The sequence below is a fragment of the Wenyingzhuangia fucanilytica genome, assembly GCF_001697185.1.
In the GTDB taxonomy this organism is placed as follows: domain Bacteria; phylum Bacteroidota; class Bacteroidia; order Flavobacteriales; family Flavobacteriaceae; genus Wenyingzhuangia; species Wenyingzhuangia fucanilytica.
In genome coordinates this window covers 1,942,228-1,960,588 of record NZ_CP014224.1, presented here as the reverse complement: position 1 = coordinate 1,960,588, position 18,361 = coordinate 1,942,228, and the positions used below count along the sequence as shown (strand labels likewise).

Genomic DNA, 18,361 nt, shown 5'->3' with positions numbered 1-18,361 from the left:
TTAAAATTAAAATATATAAAATGAATTTAAGAAACATCTTTCTGTCTAGTTTAGCCATTTTGGCTGTTGGTAGCATGGTTTCGTGCAAATCCAATAAAGAAGAAAAAAAAGTAATAAATAAAACAAAACCTAATGTAGTGGTCATCTATTTAGATGACTTAGGATATGGTGATGTTAGTGCTTATGGAGCCACAGAATTGGAAACTCCAAATATTGATAATTTAATCAATCAAGGAGTAAAATTTACAAACGGTTATGCTTCTTCAGCCACTTGTACTCCAAGTCGTTATGCATTGTTAACAGGAGTGTATCCGTGGAGAAATAAAGATGCTAAAATTTTACCAGGAACAGCACCTTTAATTATTGGTACAGAACAACAAACATTACCTAAAATGTTAAAAAGTAAAGGCTATGATACTGCTATTATAGGAAAATGGCATTTAGGTTTAGGTACTGGTTATGTTAATTGGAACGAACAAATTAAACCTGGACCAAATGAGGTTGGTTTTGATTCTTCTTATATACTTGCAGCAACACAAGACCGAGTTCCTACAGTGTATATAGAGAACGGAAATGTTGTTGGACTTGATCCTAAAGACCCAATTTCTGTTGATTATAAAAATAATTTTGAAGGAGAACCAACAGCTATAGATCATCCAGAAATGTTAACAATGAAATGGCACCATGGACATAATAATAGTATTGTAAATGGGGTTCCTAGAATTGGATTTATGAAAGGTGGAGAAGCTGCAAAATGGGTTGACACTGATATGGCAGATCACTTTTTAGCCAAAGCGAAAAACTATGTAAAAACACATAAAGAAAAACCATTTTTTCTATACTATGCAATGCAACAACCACATGTGCCAAGAATTCCACACCCAAGATTTGCAGGAAAATCTGGTTTAGGACCAAGAGGAGATGTTATTTTAGAAGCTGATTGGTGTATTGGAGAGTTTATGAAAACTTTAGAACAAGAAGGAATGTTAGAAAACACATTAATTGTTTTTTCTAGTGATAATGGACCTGTGTTAAATGATGGATATTATGATGATGCAGTTGAAAAATTAGGAAATCATAAACCAGCAGGTGATTTAAGAGGAGGAAAGTATAGTTTGTTCGAAGCTGGTGTAAGAGTTCCTTTTAGTGTTACCTGGAAAGGAACAATAAAACCAATGGTTTCTGATGCTGTTGTTTGTCAAATGGATTTATTGTCTTCTTTAGCTAATTTAACAGGAGCAAAAGTAGAAGAAGGGTTAGATAGTCAAAATTTATTATCAACCTTTATGGGAGAAACTACAAAGGGTAGAGATAATTTAATTATTGAAGCAACCTCTAGAACAGCTTTAAGAAGTGGAGATTGGTTAATGATTCCTCCTTATAAAGGTCCAGCTTTTAGTGAAAAAGTGGGAATAGAATTTGGAAACTCTAAAGATTATCAATTGTATGATCTAAAGAAAGACGTTGGACAACAAAATAATTTAGCAAAATCATACCCAAATAAACTTAAAGAATTATTAGGTGTTTTTGAAGAGTTAAGAGGAAATGATTATCAAAAAATTCAACAATTAAAATTGAGATAAACATTTTGGATTTACTTCAAAAAGATTAACTATAATAGAATTATACTTACTCCGAAGCTCTCATTTTAAATGAGGTATAAGCCTTATAAACGATATGTTTATAAGGCTTTTTTGTTTGTCATAATGATAATGAAAAATTAAATGCTACCTATTATATAAAATGGAATAAGAGTTTAAATAGTTATTACAGTAAAACCGTTTTTATGATTAATACTATAGATTTATTTGAATTACAGATAAAATCAAATATATTTGTTAACGTTAACGGATTTTGATTTCCAAATAAAATATATAGATGAAGAACTTTATCAACGATCAGTTTTTACTTCAGAATGATAAGGCAGTTGAGTTATACAATGCAGTAAAAGATTTACCTATAATAGATTACCACTGTCATTTACCTCCAGATGAAATAGCCAATAATACTTCTTTTCAAAATATTTCTCAAGCTTGGTTAAAAGGAGATCATTATAAATGGAGAGCTATGAGAACTTTAGGGGTTGATGAAAAGTATATTACAGGAAATACTTCGGACGAAGAAAAGTTTAAAAAATGGGCTCATACCGTTCCTTATGCAGTGTTAAATCCTCTTTATCATTGGACGCATTTGGAAATGAAACGCTATTTTGATATTGACGAATTGCTTACAGAAAAAAATCATGCAAGTATTTATGAGCAAACATCAGAAAAATTACGATTACCCGAGTTTAGCACACAAGGGTTGATAAAAAAAATGAATGTTGAACATATTTGTACTACGGATGATCCTCTGTATGATATGGCCTACCATGATACCATTAAAGCACAAGGAAATTCTTTTAAGGTAACCGCTTCTTTTAGACCAGATGGGTTTATGAATATAGAGAGTGAAGGTTTTCTTGATTATATGGAAAAATCAGAAGAAATATTTAAAAAGGATATTAGCTCTATTTATGATTTGATTGACTTTATAGGGGGAAGAATTGATTTTTTTAATGAAAAAGGATGTAGAATTTCAGATCATGGTTTAGAAAATGTTTGTGCAGCAGATTTTAGTTTAAAGTCTGTAGATACAATTTTTAAGAAAAGGAAAGAAAATAAGATTTTAACAGCCAAGGAAATTGAAGAATATAAATCTGCTATTCTAGTAATTTTATTCGAAAAATATCACGAAAAAGGTTGGGTACAGCAATTACACTTAGGAGCATTAAGAAATAATAATTCAAGAAAATTAAGTATTCTAGGACCTGATACTGGTTGGGATTCTATTGGTGATTTTCCTCAAGCCCAAAGTTTGTCAAAATTCTTAAATCGTTTAAGTAAAGAAGATAAATTAGGGAAAACGATTATTTATAATTTAAACCCTGCCGATAATTATGTTTTTGCAGCGATGGTTGGAAACTTTAATGAAGGAACCATGAAGGGGAAAGTTCAGTATGGGGCTTCTTGGTGGTTTTTAGATCAAAAGAAAGGGATTGAAGATCATTTTGATGCCTTATCTAGTTTAGGGTTAATTTCTTGTTTTATAGGAATGTTAACCGATTCTAGAAGTTTCTTATCTTATCCAAGGCATGAATATTTTAGAAGGTTGTTATGTAACTATTTTGGAGGGAAAATCCAAACGGGAGAGTTGCCAAATGACATCCCTTGGTTGACAAAAATCTTAAAAGATATTTGTTACAATAATGTAAAAGGGTATTTAAATTTTTAAATATTAATTTCATCACTCCAAAAAAAGCTTGCTATTTAATCTATTTAGCAAGCTTTTTTATATTTAAAATTTAATTTCTTTGTAGAACAATTAATCTTAAACATTAAGATGGAAAAACCTGTAGGAATAAAAGAAATAGCAAAGTTATCAAACACTTCTATTGGTACTGTAGATAGAGTGCTTAATAATAGAACTGGGGTTTCAATTAAAACAAAAGAAAGAGTTTTAGAGGTTATAAAAAAAACAGGTTATGTAAAGAATAATGTAGCAAGTAGGTTAAAACTATCTGCAGGAAAAAAAATAAAAATAGCAGTTATTTTACCAAAAGGAAATTCTAAAGTTAGCTATTGGTCACTTCCTAAAAATGGTGTTAAAAAAGCTTTAAACGAGTTAAATAATTTAGGGGTAGAAGTAGATTTTATTAGTTTTAGATCTGATGATATTAAGGAATACAAAAATTTATTATCTCCAGTATTTAATGATGAATACAATGGAGTAATTACAGTTAGTTTATTTGATGAAATATCTAATCAATTAGTTGCTTATTGTACGGAAAATAAAAAAGAACTTGTATTTATAGATAATAAAAACAACAATGTTACTAATGCCAATTTTATATGTCAAAATTCAATAAAATCAGGTAGAGTAGCAGGTAGGTTGTTGTATAACTGTGTAGGTGATAGTGGAGATTTTATAGCTTTAACTTTTCTTCAAAAATCAGAATATCAAGGTAATCAAAAAGTTAGGGAGTTGGCTTTTAAAGAGTTTTTAGAACAAAAGAACCCAAAAATCAACATACATACAATAGTTCATACTATAGATCAAAATTTAGAGAACAATACCGTCTTAAATAATTTGCTAAACTCTAAAACAACAAAAGGAGTTTTTATAACCAACTCAAGATCTTATCTTTTTTCAAATTATATAAAAAGCAAAGGATTAAAAAATATTAAAATAGTTGGTTTTGATTTAAATGAAAAAAATGTTGAAGAATTAAAGAATGAAAATATTCAGTACTTAATTAATCAAAAACCAGAGTTACAAGGGTACCAAGCATTGATGAAAATTTTTCAAAAAATCACCCAAGACGACTCTATTTCCTTGAATATTGATATTCCCATAGAGATAATAGTTAAAGAAAATTTTGAAGATTCAAGTGATGTTTTGTAACGAATCTTTTTATCTTCGAATCTTTTAAGGTCAAAAAATAATTTTTACCAAGTTAAATGAAAGTATCTGTTGTTATTGTTAATTATAATGTTCGTTATTTTTTAGAGCTATGTTTATATAGTGTAAAAAAGGCGTTAAAAAATATTGACGGAGAAATTATTGTGGTTGATAACGTGTCTAAAGACACAAGTTGTCAAATGGTAAAAGACCTATTTCCAGAAGTCATTTTAATAGAGAATAAAGAAAATGTTGGTTTTTCTAAAGCCAATAATCAAGGAGTTGCTATTGCTAAAGGGGAATATGTATTGATTTTAAATCCTGATACAGTAGTAGGAGAAACTCTTTTTGATCAAATATTGCCATTTGCTGATGAGCAAGAAAATTTAGGTGCTTTAGGTGTTAGACTTATTGATGGTACTGGGAACTTTTTACCAGAAAGTAAAAGAGGATTGCCTAGGCCTAAAACTTCTTTTGAAAGAATGATAGGGATTAACAAAAGTGGATATTATTCTACCTATTTAACAAAAGACGGGATAGGAAAAATAGAGGTTTTAGTAGGGGCTTTTATGTTGATGAAAAAAGATCGATATATAGAAGTAGGTGGGTTTGATGAAGATTACTTTATGTATGGTGAGGATATTGATTTAAGCTACAAACTAACACAGTCAGGTTACACAAATTATTACTATGGTAAATCTGTAGTAATACATTACAAAGGAGAAAGTACCAGAAAAGATGTTAAATACTTACGTCACTTTTATGGGGCAATGAAAATATTTTATGAAAAGCATTTTAAACTAACTACCTTAGATTTTCTTTTAATGAGATGTGGAATCAAGATTGTTTTTTTAATAAAATACTTTAAGCTAAGTAACACCTCTATTGTTGTAAATGATACTGATAGAATTCTTTTTGTTGGAGATAGAGATATTACAGCTAATTTTCAGCTTAAAAAGAAAGTTATTCAGGTTCCAACGCAAGAATTGATAAAGTTAGAGGAATATATTAGAGAGTACGAGATAGAAGAAATTTGGTTTGAAGAAGGAGCTTTAACCTATAAAGAAATTATCAATCAAATAGGAACTCATAGGTTTAGTAAAGTTTTATTTAAAATTTTACCAGAAAATACAGATTTTTTAATTGGTAGTAACACTACTGATGGAAGAGGAGAAGTAATTTTCTTAAACTAAAAAAAGCGACCATTTTAATAGTCGCTTTTTTAAATTTATTGTTTTTCCCAATCTTTTTTGGCTCTAAGTCTTTTGTATAGTTTTACCATCATCATTAAGGTAATAGAGAATAGTAAGATTCCTATTACACCCCAAATCCATCCTATAGCATTTTTTAATACAACTAAAAATACAACAGCAAATAAAATAACAGTGGCTACTTCGTTCCATAAACGCAACTGCATGGTACTGTATTTACAAACATTGTTTTGTAATTGTTCAAAAATTCTATGGCATATATAGTGGTATAAGTATAGTGCTAATACAAATGATAGTTTTACCCACATCCATGGTTGTTCTAAATAATGAGGTAATAAATACAACAAATAAAAGGCAAATAAACTGGCTAAAATTGCCGATGGCCAAGTAATTATATACCATAAGCGTTTTTCCATTAATTTATACTGCTTTTGTAAAATAGCCCTAGTAGGTTCTTCTTTTTCTTCTGCTTCTGTATGATAAATAAAAAGGCGTACAATGTAAAACAAACCAGCAAACCAGGTAACTACAAAAATTATGTGTAAAGATTTTACGTATAGGTATTCCATCATTTTATTTATTTAACCATTCATTTAGCCAATTACTCACTATTTCAACCCAGTCATCTCTGTCGTTTAAACAAGGAATGGTGGTGAATTTTTCTCCAGTATTTTCCTCAAACTCATGTTTGGCTTCCATACCAATCTCTTCTATGGTTTCTAAACAATCAGCAACAAAGGCAGGAGTTACAACTGCTAGTTTTTTTATTCCATTTTGAGCTCTATCATTTATGGTTACATCCGTGTAGGGTTGTAACCAAGGATCTTTTCCTAGTCTAGATTGGAAAGAAGTGCTGTAAAATCCAGGTTTTAAATTCAGTTTTTCTACAACTCCTTGAGTTGTGGCATAGCACTGATGTCTATAACAAAACTCATGTGCGTCAGATTTAGTATTACAACATTCTCCGTTTAATTTACAGTGGTTTCCGGTAACATCAGAATTTTTGATATGTCTTTCTGGTACTCCGTGATATGAAAATAAGAGATGATCATATTCTTCTTTTTCCAAAGTTTCTTGAATACTTTTAGATAATACATCAATATAGTCCTGTTTATGATAAAATGCAGGTAAAGAGCTTAAATTGATGTTTGGGAATTTATCTCGTATAATTTTTTCTGCTAAAACAACTATAGTTTCAGTAGTGGCCATGGCAAATTGTGGATACATAGGTACTAACAAAATATCTGTAACTCCTTGGTTAGCCAACTCTGTGATCCCTGTTTCTATAGAGGGTTTTCCGTAACGCATGGCAAGTGCCACAGGAGCATCCACTTGTTTTTTAATTTTTGCAGTAAATTTTTCAGAAATGACAATTAAAGGAGATCCATCTTCTGTCCAAACTTTGCTATATGCTTCTGCAGATTGTTTAGGCCTTGTGTTTAAAATAATTCCTTTAACTAATAAACATCTAGTTAAATATGGAGTGTCAATCACACGTTCATCCATTAAAAACTCGTCTAAATAATTTTTTACATCTTTTACAGATGTGCTGTCAGGAGAACCTAGGTTAACAAGTAATATTCCTTTCATTATGAAATTCTTTTATGTATTAATTGTTTTGTGATTTCATACAAACTCACACTAAGACTGTTAATTACATTCATAGAGGAATTTTTGCCATACATAGGAATATGTATACTTTCTTCACAAAGATTTAATGCTTCTTGATTAATTCCAAATCTTTCAGAACCAATTAACAAAGCTATTTTTTGATGTGTACTAAAATTGTATTGATGTATGTTTTTACTTTTATCAGTAATTTCTAATGCGATAATAGTATAACCCTCTTTTTTTAAAGAGGTGATTAATGAGATAATGTCATGATAACTAATAATCTCAATATTTTTTTCAGTATTTCTAGCCGTTCGTTGTACTAACCTGTTATCTGTGTTAGGAGAGTTATCGTTTAGGTAAAAAGTTTTTACTCCAAAAGCTTCAGAAACTCTTAAGCCCATTCCCACATTTTGTGGAGTTCTTAATTCTTCTCCAATCACAATTAATGGAAAATCAATAAAATTATTTACAGTTTTACTGTGGTCTAACTGTTCCATTAAGCATTGTTTTGTTTGGTAAATTGTTTAGGTGTAATTCCAAATTTTCTTTTAAAAGCCGCAATAAAATGACTTGAATTGCTGTAGCCTACTTTATTTCCAATTTCGTTTACGTTTAACTGATTTTCGGTTAGTAATTTTTTAGCAAACTCTAATTTATAGTTTAGTAAAAATGTAAAAACAGGAGCTCCATAAACCTCTTTAAATCCTTGTTTTAGTTTTTTAATATTTAAGCCAACCGTTTTAGATAATTCTTCTAATGATGGAGGATCGGCCATATTTTCTATAATAATGTCTTTTACTTTTTTTAGCTGACTTAATGTATCTTCGTTAGCCATAAAAGGACAATTTTCATTGTTGTTATCTTCAACATTGCTAAAATAAAGACTAAACAATTCAAACACTTTTGCTTTTAAAAACAAGTTTCCTAATGGAGAATTATCTTGTTTGCTAATAATTTGATGTAATACTACTTGTTGAGAAGGAGTAGTGGTTTTGGTTTCTATAATAGGTTTACCTACAACAAAATTATTATAGTTTAATAAGTAATTATTTTCATCACTAAATAAAGAATGAAAATATTGTACAGGCACAAGCATGACTATCATTTGAGATTCTTCTCCCATCTCAAACAAAATATTCATTTTATCATCCTTAAAATATACCATGCTAGATTCATTTTTTTGCAATTCCACAGCACAGTGCTCCATATTAAAAGCAACCTTAGAGGTGTTTTTTAAATTAAAGAATAACTGAATGTAGTTTCGCTCAGTTTCAAATCTATAGTGTTGTTTTTCAGATTGATAGTTGTCTAAAATTAATAACGAAAACAAATGTTTTTCATCAATAAGTATCTTAGTACTTTTGTCGATGTTTTTATATTTTGTGGGATCAAAATGTATCATCTTTTTATCGCTATTTTTATTGTTGTGCGTGACAAAATTAAATTAATTATGGCAAAATAAGAGATTATAAATAATGTTTTTATGATAGATATCATATTTTTTAACAATATAAACATCAATAAAACTTATGGTTTTGGTTATTTAGATGTGTTTTAAATTAGGAGAGATACCTTATAGGGTTGTTATTAGTTCTTTTGTCGATGTTTTTAAAAGATTATTGGTGGTACTTTTGTCGATACTTATGGTATGCAAACATATGAGAACTGAACAAATAGGAACTAAACTTTACAATGTAGGGCTTAGTTATAAAAAGGCAGATGTGGAGACACGTAGTGCTTTTAGTTTGTCTAAGCAAAAGCAAATAGATTTACTAAAAGATGCTAAGTCTAAGGGAATTGATGGAGTGATGGTAGTTTCTACTTGTAATAGAACAGAGATTACAGGGTTTGCAAAACACCCCTTTGAATTAATTAGTTTACTGTGCGAACATTCTAACGGTACAGTAGAAGAGTTTGTAAAATATTCTAATATTTACAAAGCTTCAGAAGCTATTCAACATCTATTTAAAATTGGAACTGGTTTAGAAAGTCAAATTTTAGGAGATTACGAAATTGTAGGGCAACTAAAACAAGCATATCAAACAGCACAAAAATACGGAACCATTAATACTTACTTAGAAAGATTAATGAATTCTGTATTACAGGCAAGTAAAGAGGTTAAAAACCAAACAGAATTAAGTTCTGGAACTACTTCTGTAGCCTATGCAGCAACACAATACATAATAGAAAATGTAGAAAACTACAATTCTAAAAGAGTATTGGTTTATGGTTTGGGAGAAATTGGTAAAAATGCCTGTAAAAATTTATTGGAATATACAGAGAACAATAACATTCATTTAATCAATAGAACACACGCTAAGGCGATTGAGTTTTCAGAGGTACATCAAAATATAGCGATCAATACTTTTGAAAATTTAGATGTTGAAATTGATGATGCAGATGTGTTAATTGTTTCTACAGGTTCTGATATGCCTACCATTACAACCAAAAACATCAAAAAAGATAAAAATTTATTGATTTTAGATTTGTCTATGCCAGAGAATGTAGATAAAGCTTTAAAATCTTTTGAGAATATTACGTTGGTAAATGTAGATCAATTATCTAAAATTACAGATAAAACTTTAGCTAAGCGTACTGCAGAAATCCCTAAGGCAATGCTTATTATTGATAAACATAAGCAAGATTTTAATGAGTGGGTAATGCATAGAAAATTCACTCCGGCAGTCGCTGCTTTAAAAGAGTCTTTAATGGCTATTCAGCATGATGAATTAGATTTACACAAAAAACGTTTAGATGGGTTTAATGAAGAACATGCAGAAATCATTACCTCTAGAATTATTCAGAAAATAACCACACAGTTTGTTAAACATTTAAAAGATGAGAATACATCTGTTAATCAAAGTATAGAGGTGGTTAGTAAAATATTTAATACTTCATTAGAAACTCAAGAATGAGTAAAGTTATTAGAATAGGTACAAGAAATAGTGAATTGGCTTTATGGCAAGCTCATTTAGTACAAGGTAAACTTCAAGCATTAGGTTACAAAACAGAAATTGTTGAACTATCATCTATAGGTGATGAAATTTTAGATATTCCTTTACATCAAATTGGGAGCATGGGAGTTTTTACCAAAACTTTAGATGTTGCCATGCTACGAGGACAGATAGCTATTGCTGTTCATTCTTTAAAAGATGTTCCTACACAATTACCAGAAACCATTGTACAAGCTGCTGTTTTAGAACGTGCAGATGTACACGATGTTGTTGTTTACAAAGGAACAGAAGAAGAGTTGATTGCAGATGGAGCTACTATTGCTACAGGTAGTTTGCGTAGAACAGCACAGTGGTTACACAAATACCCTACTCACAATTTAACAGATTTACGAGGTAATGTAAACACTCGTTTACAAAAGCTAGAAGATAATCCTTGGAACGGAGCTATTTTTGCCAAAGCAGGATTAGAACGTATTAATTTGTTACCAGAAAATCATTTGGTGTTAGACTGGATGATTCCAGCGCCTGCACAAGGAGCTATTATGATTACTGCTTTAGAAAACGATACAGAAGTTTTAGAGGCTTGTGCTAAAATTCACCATGAAGAAACCGCACTTTGTGTAGGTATAGAACGTGATTTTATGAGAACTTTAGAAGGTGGTTGTACTGCACCTATCGGAGGAAATGCCGAAATTGTTGCAGATAAAGTTACCTTTAAAGGTTTATTAAGTGCTATTGATGGAAAAGAGCAAAAAGGCGTTTTTAGAATAGCAGATTTAAAAGACGCTAAAGATTTAGGAAAGCAATGTGCTCAAGAAATTTTAGCAAATGGAGGTGATGTGTTGATGAAAGAAATTAAAAAAGTGATTAAGAAGTAGTATTCAGTAATGAGTACAAAGTATTAAGAAATATTGAATCCAAGTAGTTTTGTCACTTCGAGTAATTTTGAGGTACGAAAAATTGTATCGAGAAGTGAGTTTAAATAACAAATGAAAATTCTATCAACCAAAATATTAACTCCTAGTCAAAAAGAATTGCTATCCGGTTTTTCAGTTGTAGAAAAAGCGATGATTTCTATTTCTTTTGGAGAAAATTTTAAAGTAGATGAATGTATTTCACATGCGGTTTTTACTAGTGCTAATGCGGTAAAGTCTGTGTTTGAGAAAAACAAAAATAAAGTTGAACATTTTCAAAACGTATATTGTGTTGGCTTAAAAACAAAGTCTTTATTAGAGAGTTTTGGAGTTCAAGTACAAGATGTTGCAAATAATGCTTTAGCATTAACAGAGATTTTAGTTGCTAAAAAAATAGAAGACATTCATTTTTATTGTGGAAATCTTCGCAATAATGATTTGCCTAATGTAATGGCAGAAAATGGAGTATTGGTAACTGAATATATAGTTTACAAAACAGAATTTTGTGAACATACTTTTGATGAAAACTTTAACGCTGTTTTGTTTTATAGCCCAAGTGGGGTTAGTAGTTATGTAAAAGCAAAAAACAATTGCAATACCATTGCTATTTGCATAGGAGTAACTACAGCAACCGAAGCATTAAATAGTTTTGAAGAAGTATATATGGCAGAGGAAACCTCGGTAGAATCTGTAATAGAAAAATTAAAAGAGATAATATAGTACAGAGTACTAAGAGTAATAAATTACATAGCAATAAAGGTCTCTGTACTAACAACTATGTACTAACTACTAAGAAATGAACAGAACAAGAAGGTTAAGAAAAACAGAAGGAATCAGAAGATTGGTTAGAGAAAATCAGCTAACGGTTGATGATTTGGTGTATCCTTTATTTATTGAAGAAGGAGAAAACATAGAAAAAGAAATTAGTTCTATGCCAGGTATTTTTCGTTTTTCATTAGATACCATTTCTAAAGAATTAGATGAGGTAGTTTCTTTAAATATACCAGCAGTTTTGTTATTCGGAATTCCATCAGAAAAAGATGATGAAGGTACAGAAACGTGGAATGATAACGGAATAATGCAACAAGCGGTTCGTTTTATAAAAAAGAATTACCCTAGTTTGTATGTAATTACAGATGTTTGTTTTTGTGAATACACAAGTCACGGACATTGTGGAATCATTCACGATCATGATGTTGATAACGATGCTACTTTGGTAAACATTGCCAAACAAACTATTTCTCATGCCAAAGCAGGGGTGGATATGGTAGCTCCATCAGGAATGATGGATGGAACCATTGCTACTATGAGAGAAGCCTTAGACAATTCAGGTTTTCCAAACATTCCAATTATGGGATATTCTGTTAAATATGCATCAGCATTTTATGGACCTTTTAGAGAAGCGGCAGATTCTACACCGTCTTTTGGAGATAGAAGAACTTATCAAATGGATCCATCTAACAGGTTAGAAGGACACAGAGAAGCGTCTTTTGATGACGAAGAAGGAGCAGATATTTTAATGGTAAAACCAGCACTTTCTTATTTAGATATTATTAGAGATTTAAAAGAAGATTTTGATAGACCTATAGCATGTTACAATGTAAGTGGAGAATATGCCATGGTAAAAGCAGCAGCAGAAAAAGGTTGGATTGATGGAGAGCGTGTCATGATGGAATCTCTGTTATCTATGAAAAGAGCCGGAGCAAATATCATCATCACCTATTTTGCCAAGGAAGTAGCTAGAATTTTAAAGCAGAAAAATTAGATGTTGGTAGTTAGTAGTTGGACGAGGGTCTAATTACCAAATACCCAATACCAAATACATAAAGAATGAACACAAAAAACTCAGAAAAATTATACAAAAAAGGATGTGAAAACTTAGTAGGAGCTGTAAACTCTCCTGTTAGAGCATTTGCATCGGTTGGTGGAAATCCTTTGTTTATAGATAAAGCCAAAGGAGCTTATATTAAAGATGTAGATGGAAACAAATACATAGATTTGGTACTGTCTTATGGTCCTATGATTTTGGGTCATAGAAACAAAAAGGTAGAAAAGGCAGTTACTAAAGCTATAAAAAAAGGAACTTCATTTGGAGCTTCTACCAATGCAGAAATTAAGTTGGCTAAAATAGTTTGCGATGCTTTTCCAGGAATGGATAAAGTTCGTTTTGTAAATTCTGGTACAGAGGCTGTGTTGAGTGCTATTCGTTTGGCAAGAGCGCATACAGGAAAAGATAAAATCATTAAGTTTTCAGGTTGTTATCACGGGCATATGGATGCCATGTTGGTGGCAGCGGGTTCTGGTTTGGCAACCTTAAGTTTACCAGGTTCTAAAGGAGTACCTGCGCAATCTGTAGAAAATACGTTGATTGCTGAGTATAATAATTTAGAAAGTGTAAAAGCTCATTTTGATAAGCATGATGATATTGCTGGGGTGATTTTAGAGCCAGTAACAGGAAATATGGGAGTGGTACAGCCTACAGATGATTTTATCAAAGGATTAAGAGCTTTAACTAAAGAAAAAAATGCTTTATTAATTTGTGATGAGGTAATGACAGGTTTCCGTTCTAAATTTGGAGGAGCACAAGAATTGGTTGGAGTAGAAGCAGATATTACTTGTTTAGGAAAAGTTATTGGTGGTGGTTTTCCTGTAGGAGCCTACGGGGCTCGTAACGAAATTATGGAAAATGTAGCCCCATTAGGAGGAATGTACCAAGCAGGAACTTTATCAGGAAACCCTATTGCGATGGCAGCAGGAATTTCAACTTTAACGGAGTTGAAAAATCAAAATCCATATGAAAAGTTTAATACTGTTGCAGAAAAGTTAGAGGAAGTATTATTGTCTTCTGCTAAAAAATATGGAGTAGATTTAAAAGTGAATAGATTTGGATCTATGATCAATCCATTTTTTACCAATAAAGAAGTGACCAATTTTGCTGATGCACAGACATCAGATACAGATAAGTTTGCAAAATTCTTTTGGGCAATGATAGAAAACGGTGTGTTTTTACCACCAAGTCAGTTCGAAGCTTGGTTTTTATCAACTACCATTACTATTAAAGAATTAAAAAAGTTGGAGGAAGCGATAGACAAATCGATGTTGGTAGTTGGTAGTTTGTAATTGGAGAGACATCAATAATTATAATTTTACAAGATGCATCATAATTTTAGAGAATTAGAAATTTGGAAAGAATCAAAAGATTTAAGTATTCAGGTTTATAAAATAACTCGAAACTTTCCTAGAGAGGAAGTCTACGGAATTACTTCTCAGATATGTAGAGCATCTGTATCTATACCTTCAAATATAGCCGAGGGAGCTGGAAGAAATAGTAATAAAGATTTTTCAAGATTTATTAACATAGCATTGGGTTCTGCTTTTGAGTTAGAAACACAATTAATAATAGCACTTGAATTAGAATATATAAGCAAAGAAGATTTTGAAAATTTGATAAATAATCTACAAATGATTCAAAGAAAGTTATCAGGTTTTAATAAATATTTACAAAAATAGTAGTCAGGTATTAAGAGCAAGTGTTTGGATAAAGATATCCAATAACCAACTCCAACTACCAACTACCAACTACATCAATATGATAAAAAACGACCTATACCTAAGAGCCTTAAAAGGCGAAACTGTAGAGAGACCTCCAGTTTGGATGATGAGACAAGCAGGGAGATACTTGCCAGAGTTTCAGGAAATAAAAAAGAAATACGATTTTTTTACACGTTGTCAAACACCAGAGTTGGCAGCAGAAATTACCGTACAACCTATTCGTAGATATGGAATGGATGCGGCTATTTTGTTTTCGGATATTTTAGTGATTCCACAAGCAATGAATATTGAGGTGGAAATGAAAGCAGGAGTTGGACCTTGGTTGCCAAATCCAATCCGTACCATGCAAGATGTAGAAAACGTAATTGTTCCAGACATTGATGAAACTTTAGGATATGTAATGGATGCCATTAAATTGACAAAAGAAATGTTGAACGATGAAATTCCATTGATTGGTTTTGCAGGTTCTCCATGGACAATTTTATGTTACTGTATTCAAGGACAAGGATCAAAGAATTTTGATATGGCCAAAGAGTTTTGTTTTACACAACCTTTAGCTGCCCATGCCTTATTGCAAAAAATTACAGATACTACTATTGCATATCTTAAAAAGAAAGTAGAAGCAGGAGTAAACGCTGTACAAGTTTTTGATTCTTGGGGAGGAATGTTATCTCCAACAGATTATCAAGAATTTTCTTGGCAATACATCAACCAAATTATAGAAGCTTTAAAAGACGATGCACCTGTAATTGCTTTTGGAAAAGGATGTTGGTTTGCTTTAGAAGACATGTCTAAATCTAACGCATCTGCTTTAGGAGTAGATTGGACAATTACTCCAGAGTGGGCAAGAAAATTAACAGGAGGAAACATTACTTTACAAGGTAATTTTGATCCAACTCGTTTGTTCTCTCCACCAGCAGAAATTAAAAAGCAAGTAACTACTATGATAGATGCTTTTGGTAAAGACAAATATATTGTAAACTTAGGGCACGGTATTTTACCAAATATTGGTTTAGACAATGCCAAAGCGTTTATTGATGCGGTTAAGGAATACGGAGTATAAGGTAGTTGATATTTGGTACGCTTGGCTTTTGGTCGTTTGAAAATTGTATCAAAAGTCCAACGACCAAGTACCAATAGCTAAAAGCTAAAAAAATGAAAGAACAATTTTACAACTACATACAACAATTACAAGATACTATTTGTGCAGGTTTAGAGGCTGTAGATGGTGAAGCAAAATTTGTACAAGATCTTTGGGATAGACCCGAAGGAGGTGGAGGTAGAACTCGTGTAATTTCAAATGGAAAAGTGTTTGAAAAAGGAGGGGTGAATATATCATCTGTTCATGGTGAATTGCCTTTGGCTTTACGTAAACAATTTGGAGTAGAAGAAGGGAATTTCTATGCTTGTGGTTTGAGTTTGGTGATACATCCTAAAAATCCTATGGTGCCAACAGTACATGCAAATTGGCGATATTTTGAAATGTATGACGAATCAGGTAATGTAGTTACCCAATGGTTTGGTGGTGGACAAGATTTAACTCCTTACTATTTGTTTGATGAAGATGCTGTACATTTTCATACAGTTTGTAAAACAGCTTGTGACCAACACAATTCTGAATTTTATCCGTTGTACAAAAAGAAATGTGATGAGTATTTTTGGAATGCTCATAGAAATGAAGCTAGAGGAATAGGAGGTTTGTTTTTTGATTATTGCAAACCTACAGAAGATATGTCTTTAGATCAATGGTACAATTTTGTTACAGAAGTAGGAAATAGCTTTTTAGAAAGTTATGTGCCTATTGCAGAAAAGCGAAAAGATTTACCTTATACTAAAGAACAAAGAGATTGGCAAGAAGTCCGTAGAGGACGTTATGTGGAATTTAATTTAGTTCATGACAGAGGAACGTTGTTTGGTTTAAAAACCAATGGCAGAATTGAATCTATTTTAATGAGTTTGCCACCACATGTACAATGGCATTATTGTCATGAACCTCAAAAAGATAGCGAGGAAGAAAGGTTGGTTAAAACATTAATGAACCCAAAAGAATGGATATAAATGCGTGTCATAAAGTTCTTTATCATAGTATGCTATATTTCTGCATTTAGCCAGAAAAAAGATACTCTGTATGTAGAAACTTTTTCGCATAAAATAAATATAAGAACTTCATTAGAATTAGAGGAACAAGCCTTAGAGGTATCAAACCTTAATACCTCAAATGATTATTCGCTTAGACAAAATGAAGTTGGTAAGTTAGCATTCTCGCTAAACTATAAAATATTGGGAGTAAAATTAGGTTTTACTCCCGGTTTTTTAAAAAATGACTTTGCCTTAAAAGGTCCTGCTGAATATAGGCATTACAGAATCAGAATTTATTTCCCTAAGTTATATCAACAATTTTATTACTATCGCACCAAAGGTTTTTATGTTAAAAACACTGATGATTATGTAGATGGTTGGGAAAAAGGAAAAGATCCTTATTTGCAAATCTCTAATTTAAATACTTTAGAAATTGGAGGAGAAACAAGATACTACTTTAGTAATAAATTTGGATATAGAGCTATTTTTTCAAATACAGAAAGGCAATTAAAATCTAAAGGAACTTGGATGGCTGTGTTAAAATACAATTATTCAAAAATAGACAAACCTACTACAGATTACTTCGTGTTGAATGATGAAAGTTATAATCTAAATTTTATAGGTGGATATATTTATAATTTAGTTTTTGATAAAAATAAATATCTGTTTGGGCAAATTACTCCTAGTGTAGGAATTAAATATGTAAGAAATATTCACAACAATACCGGAGGTGGAGTAGAGCAAGATCATCTTTTAATTCCCAACATAGGCTTACGAACTAGACTAGGTTTAGGTTATACTTCAAACAAATTTTATTACGGAGTAAGTGTTTTGATTAATTCAACATCTTATGAAGAATATGCAAATATGAATTTAGTTGATTCTAGAGTTTTTGCCTCTATACATTTAGGGTATCGTTTTAAAGCTTTTAAAAGTTTAGAAAAGTTATTTAATAGGTTTGGTTTATGATTTTAAATTTTCTAAAAGCAAGGTAAAATCATACTGAAGATCTTCGTGTAATGTGTTGATTTTCTTCTCAATATTTTTAATTTCTCTCCCGTAAAGATTAACCAATTGCTGATTTTTAGTTATTGATGGCTTTAAAGAACGAAGCTTTTTACAAAAATAGAGGAGTAGCTCAATCTCTGTTTCTTTTACGTTAGAATAGCGTATATAAGTTTTAACCATTTTTAGAATTTTACGAACACTTTTCTTGATGTAGAAAAAAGAAGAAGTATTAATCTGTGAAAAAGCTTCATCAATCTCTATTTTTATTTCATGTACATAATCCTGTTCGTTTTCTGATTCAAAAAGTAAATAAGTTAAAAGTTCTTTATTTTCTTTTTTGAATTTTGATAGTCTTAAAATAATATCAATAAGTTTTAACCTATCAATATCATTTAATTCTGTTTTTAGTTGTTTTACTGTAGCTGTATTCATGACATCACGAAGATAAAATTTTAAGATCATTTACAATTAAGTAAATACTTGTGTTATTCATAATAATTAAACGTTTTGTTTATGTTTTTATTAAAAAATAAAGTATTTCGTTTTTGAATGTTTAATAAATTATTATATATTCGCTTCGATATTATTA

The 18,361-nt window shown here is 31.0% G+C and carries 18 protein-coding genes; 13 read left to right on the top strand and 5 right to left on the bottom strand.

Annotated elements, in window-relative coordinates:
• The first annotated feature begins 20 nt into the window (after positions 1-20).
• The 4 genes from AXE80_RS07950 (at position 21) to AXE80_RS07935 (ending at position 5,633) form a co-directional block, all read left to right on the top strand.
• A complete protein-coding gene (locus AXE80_RS07950; protein ID WP_068826094.1) occupies positions 21-1,583 on the top strand; it encodes a sulfatase family protein in 1,563 nt (520 codons plus the stop codon).
• Positions 1,584-1,878: 295 nt separating this feature from the next.
• Positions 1,879-3,273 carry a glucuronate isomerase gene (gene uxaC / locus AXE80_RS07945; protein ID WP_068826092.1) on the top strand — a complete coding sequence of 465 codons (1,395 nt, stop codon included), beginning with the start codon at positions 1,879-1,881 and terminating at the stop codon, positions 3,271-3,273.
• Positions 3,274-3,381: 108 nt separating this feature from the next.
• A complete protein-coding gene (locus AXE80_RS07940) occupies positions 3,382-4,443 on the top strand; it encodes a substrate-binding domain-containing protein (RefSeq protein WP_068826090.1) in 1,062 nt (353 codons plus the stop codon).
• A 56-nt stretch (positions 4,444-4,499) separates the two neighbouring features.
• A complete protein-coding gene (locus tag AXE80_RS07935) occupies positions 4,500-5,633 on the top strand; it encodes a glycosyltransferase family 2 protein (RefSeq protein ID WP_068826088.1) in 1,134 nt (377 codons plus the stop codon).
• A gap of 35 nt (positions 5,634-5,668) precedes the next feature.
• Here the strand turns inward: AXE80_RS07935 and AXE80_RS07930 are convergent, their stop codons facing one another.
• Genes AXE80_RS07930 through AXE80_RS07915 form a run of 4 tightly spaced genes read right to left on the bottom strand, consistent with a single transcriptional unit; the run spans position 5,669 to position 8,667 of the window.
• On the bottom strand, positions 5,669-6,220 hold the full coding sequence (locus tag AXE80_RS07930; protein ID WP_068828780.1) for a CopD family protein: 552 nt from the start codon (positions 6,218-6,220) through the stop codon (positions 5,669-5,671).
• 4 nt (positions 6,221-6,224) lie between these two features.
• Entirely contained in the window at positions 6,225-7,241 is a 1,017-nt protein-coding gene (hemH, locus tag AXE80_RS07925; RefSeq protein ID WP_068826086.1) for a ferrochelatase, read from the bottom strand.
• Positions 7,241-7,762, bottom strand: coding sequence for a TrmH family RNA methyltransferase (locus AXE80_RS07920; protein ID WP_068826084.1), 522 nt, complete (start codon positions 7,760-7,762; stop codon positions 7,241-7,243). Before AXE80_RS07920 ends, hemH begins: the two co-directional genes overlap by 1 nt.
• Positions 7,762-8,667: a helix-turn-helix domain-containing protein gene (locus AXE80_RS07915; protein WP_068826082.1), complete on the bottom strand. Its 906-nt coding sequence runs from the start codon at positions 8,665-8,667 to the stop codon at positions 7,762-7,764. The genes AXE80_RS07920 and AXE80_RS07915 overlap by 1 nt, the downstream gene beginning before the upstream one ends.
• 256 nt (positions 8,668-8,923) lie before the next feature.
• Between AXE80_RS07915 and hemA the strand changes: the two genes are divergently transcribed.
• From hemA to AXE80_RS07870, 9 genes are all read left to right on the top strand, one after another.
• On the top strand, positions 8,924-10,180 hold the full coding sequence (gene hemA / locus AXE80_RS07910; protein ID WP_068826080.1) for a glutamyl-tRNA reductase: 1,257 nt from the start codon (positions 8,924-8,926) through the stop codon (positions 10,178-10,180).
• Positions 10,177-11,097, top strand: coding sequence for a hydroxymethylbilane synthase (gene hemC, locus AXE80_RS07905; protein ID WP_068826078.1), 921 nt, complete (start codon positions 10,177-10,179; stop codon positions 11,095-11,097). The genes hemA and hemC overlap by 4 nt, the downstream gene beginning before the upstream one ends.
• Before the next feature lie 111 nt (positions 11,098-11,208).
• Positions 11,209-11,853 carry a uroporphyrinogen-III synthase gene (locus tag AXE80_RS07900; protein ID WP_068826076.1) on the top strand — a complete coding sequence of 215 codons (645 nt, stop codon included), beginning with the start codon at positions 11,209-11,211 and terminating at the stop codon, positions 11,851-11,853.
• Between the two features lie 76 nt (positions 11,854-11,929).
• Complete coding sequence (hemB, locus tag AXE80_RS07895) at positions 11,930-12,898, top strand: porphobilinogen synthase (protein ID WP_068826074.1); 969 nt, start codon at positions 11,930-11,932, stop codon at positions 12,896-12,898.
• Positions 12,899-12,963: 65 nt separating this feature from the next.
• Entirely contained in the window at positions 12,964-14,253 is a 1,290-nt protein-coding gene (gene hemL, locus AXE80_RS07890; protein WP_068826072.1) for a glutamate-1-semialdehyde 2,1-aminomutase, read from the top strand.
• 33 nt (positions 14,254-14,286) lie between these two features.
• Positions 14,287-14,643 carry a four helix bundle protein gene (locus AXE80_RS07885; RefSeq protein ID WP_068826070.1) on the top strand — a complete coding sequence of 119 codons (357 nt, stop codon included), beginning with the start codon at positions 14,287-14,289 and terminating at the stop codon, positions 14,641-14,643.
• 79 nt (positions 14,644-14,722) lie between these two features.
• Positions 14,723-15,748, top strand: coding sequence for a uroporphyrinogen decarboxylase (gene hemE, locus AXE80_RS07880; RefSeq protein ID WP_068826069.1), 1,026 nt, complete (start codon positions 14,723-14,725; stop codon positions 15,746-15,748).
• A 92-nt stretch (positions 15,749-15,840) separates the two neighbouring features.
• Entirely contained in the window at positions 15,841-16,743 is a 903-nt protein-coding gene (hemF, locus tag AXE80_RS07875; RefSeq protein WP_068826067.1) for an oxygen-dependent coproporphyrinogen oxidase, read from the top strand.
• A complete protein-coding gene (locus AXE80_RS07870; RefSeq protein WP_068826065.1) occupies positions 16,744-17,733 on the top strand; it encodes a DUF4421 family protein in 990 nt (329 codons plus the stop codon).
• Here the strand turns inward: AXE80_RS07870 and AXE80_RS07865 are convergent.
• Positions 17,728-18,234 carry a hypothetical protein gene (locus tag AXE80_RS07865; protein ID WP_418382193.1) on the bottom strand — a complete coding sequence of 169 codons (507 nt, stop codon included), beginning with the start codon at positions 18,232-18,234 and terminating at the stop codon, positions 17,728-17,730. The genes AXE80_RS07870 and AXE80_RS07865 overlap by 6 nt on opposite strands.
• Positions 18,235-18,361: the final 127 nt, after the last annotated feature.

Coding starts and splice junctions, on each gene's coding strand:
- AXE80_RS07950 (WP_068826094.1), top strand. CDS start 21: ATGAATTTAAGAAACATCTTTCTGTCTAGTTTAGCCATTTTGGCTGTT.
- uxaC (WP_068826092.1), top strand. CDS start 1,879: ATGAAGAACTTTATCAACGATCAGTTTTTACTTCAGAATGATAAGGCA.
- AXE80_RS07940 (WP_068826090.1), top strand. CDS start 3,382: ATGGAAAAACCTGTAGGAATAAAAGAAATAGCAAAGTTATCAAACACT.
- AXE80_RS07935 (WP_068826088.1), top strand. CDS start 4,500: ATGAAAGTATCTGTTGTTATTGTTAATTATAATGTTCGTTATTTTTTA.
- AXE80_RS07930 (WP_068828780.1), bottom strand. CDS start 6,220: ATGGAATACCTATACGTAAAATCTTTACACATAATTTTTGTAGTTACC.
- hemH (WP_068826086.1), bottom strand. CDS start 7,241: ATGAAAGGAATATTACTTGTTAACCTAGGTTCTCCTGACAGCACATCT.
- AXE80_RS07920 (WP_068826084.1), bottom strand. CDS start 7,762: ATGGAACAGTTAGACCACAGTAAAACTGTAAATAATTTTATTGATTTT.
- AXE80_RS07915 (WP_068826082.1), bottom strand. CDS start 8,667: ATGATACATTTTGATCCCACAAAATATAAAAACATCGACAAAAGTACT.
- hemA (WP_068826080.1), top strand. CDS start 8,924: ATGAGAACTGAACAAATAGGAACTAAACTTTACAATGTAGGGCTTAGT.
- hemC (WP_068826078.1), top strand. CDS start 10,177: ATGAGTAAAGTTATTAGAATAGGTACAAGAAATAGTGAATTGGCTTTA.
- AXE80_RS07900 (WP_068826076.1), top strand. CDS start 11,209: ATGAAAATTCTATCAACCAAAATATTAACTCCTAGTCAAAAAGAATTG.
- hemB (WP_068826074.1), top strand. CDS start 11,930: ATGAACAGAACAAGAAGGTTAAGAAAAACAGAAGGAATCAGAAGATTG.
- hemL (WP_068826072.1), top strand. CDS start 12,964: ATGAACACAAAAAACTCAGAAAAATTATACAAAAAAGGATGTGAAAAC.
- AXE80_RS07885 (WP_068826070.1), top strand. CDS start 14,287: ATGCATCATAATTTTAGAGAATTAGAAATTTGGAAAGAATCAAAAGAT.
- hemE (WP_068826069.1), top strand. CDS start 14,723: ATGATAAAAAACGACCTATACCTAAGAGCCTTAAAAGGCGAAACTGTA.
- hemF (WP_068826067.1), top strand. CDS start 15,841: ATGAAAGAACAATTTTACAACTACATACAACAATTACAAGATACTATT.
- AXE80_RS07870 (WP_068826065.1), top strand. CDS start 16,744: ATGCGTGTCATAAAGTTCTTTATCATAGTATGCTATATTTCTGCATTT.
- AXE80_RS07865 (WP_418382193.1), bottom strand. CDS start 18,234: ATGATCTTAAAATTTTATCTTCGTGATGTCATGAATACAGCTACAGTA.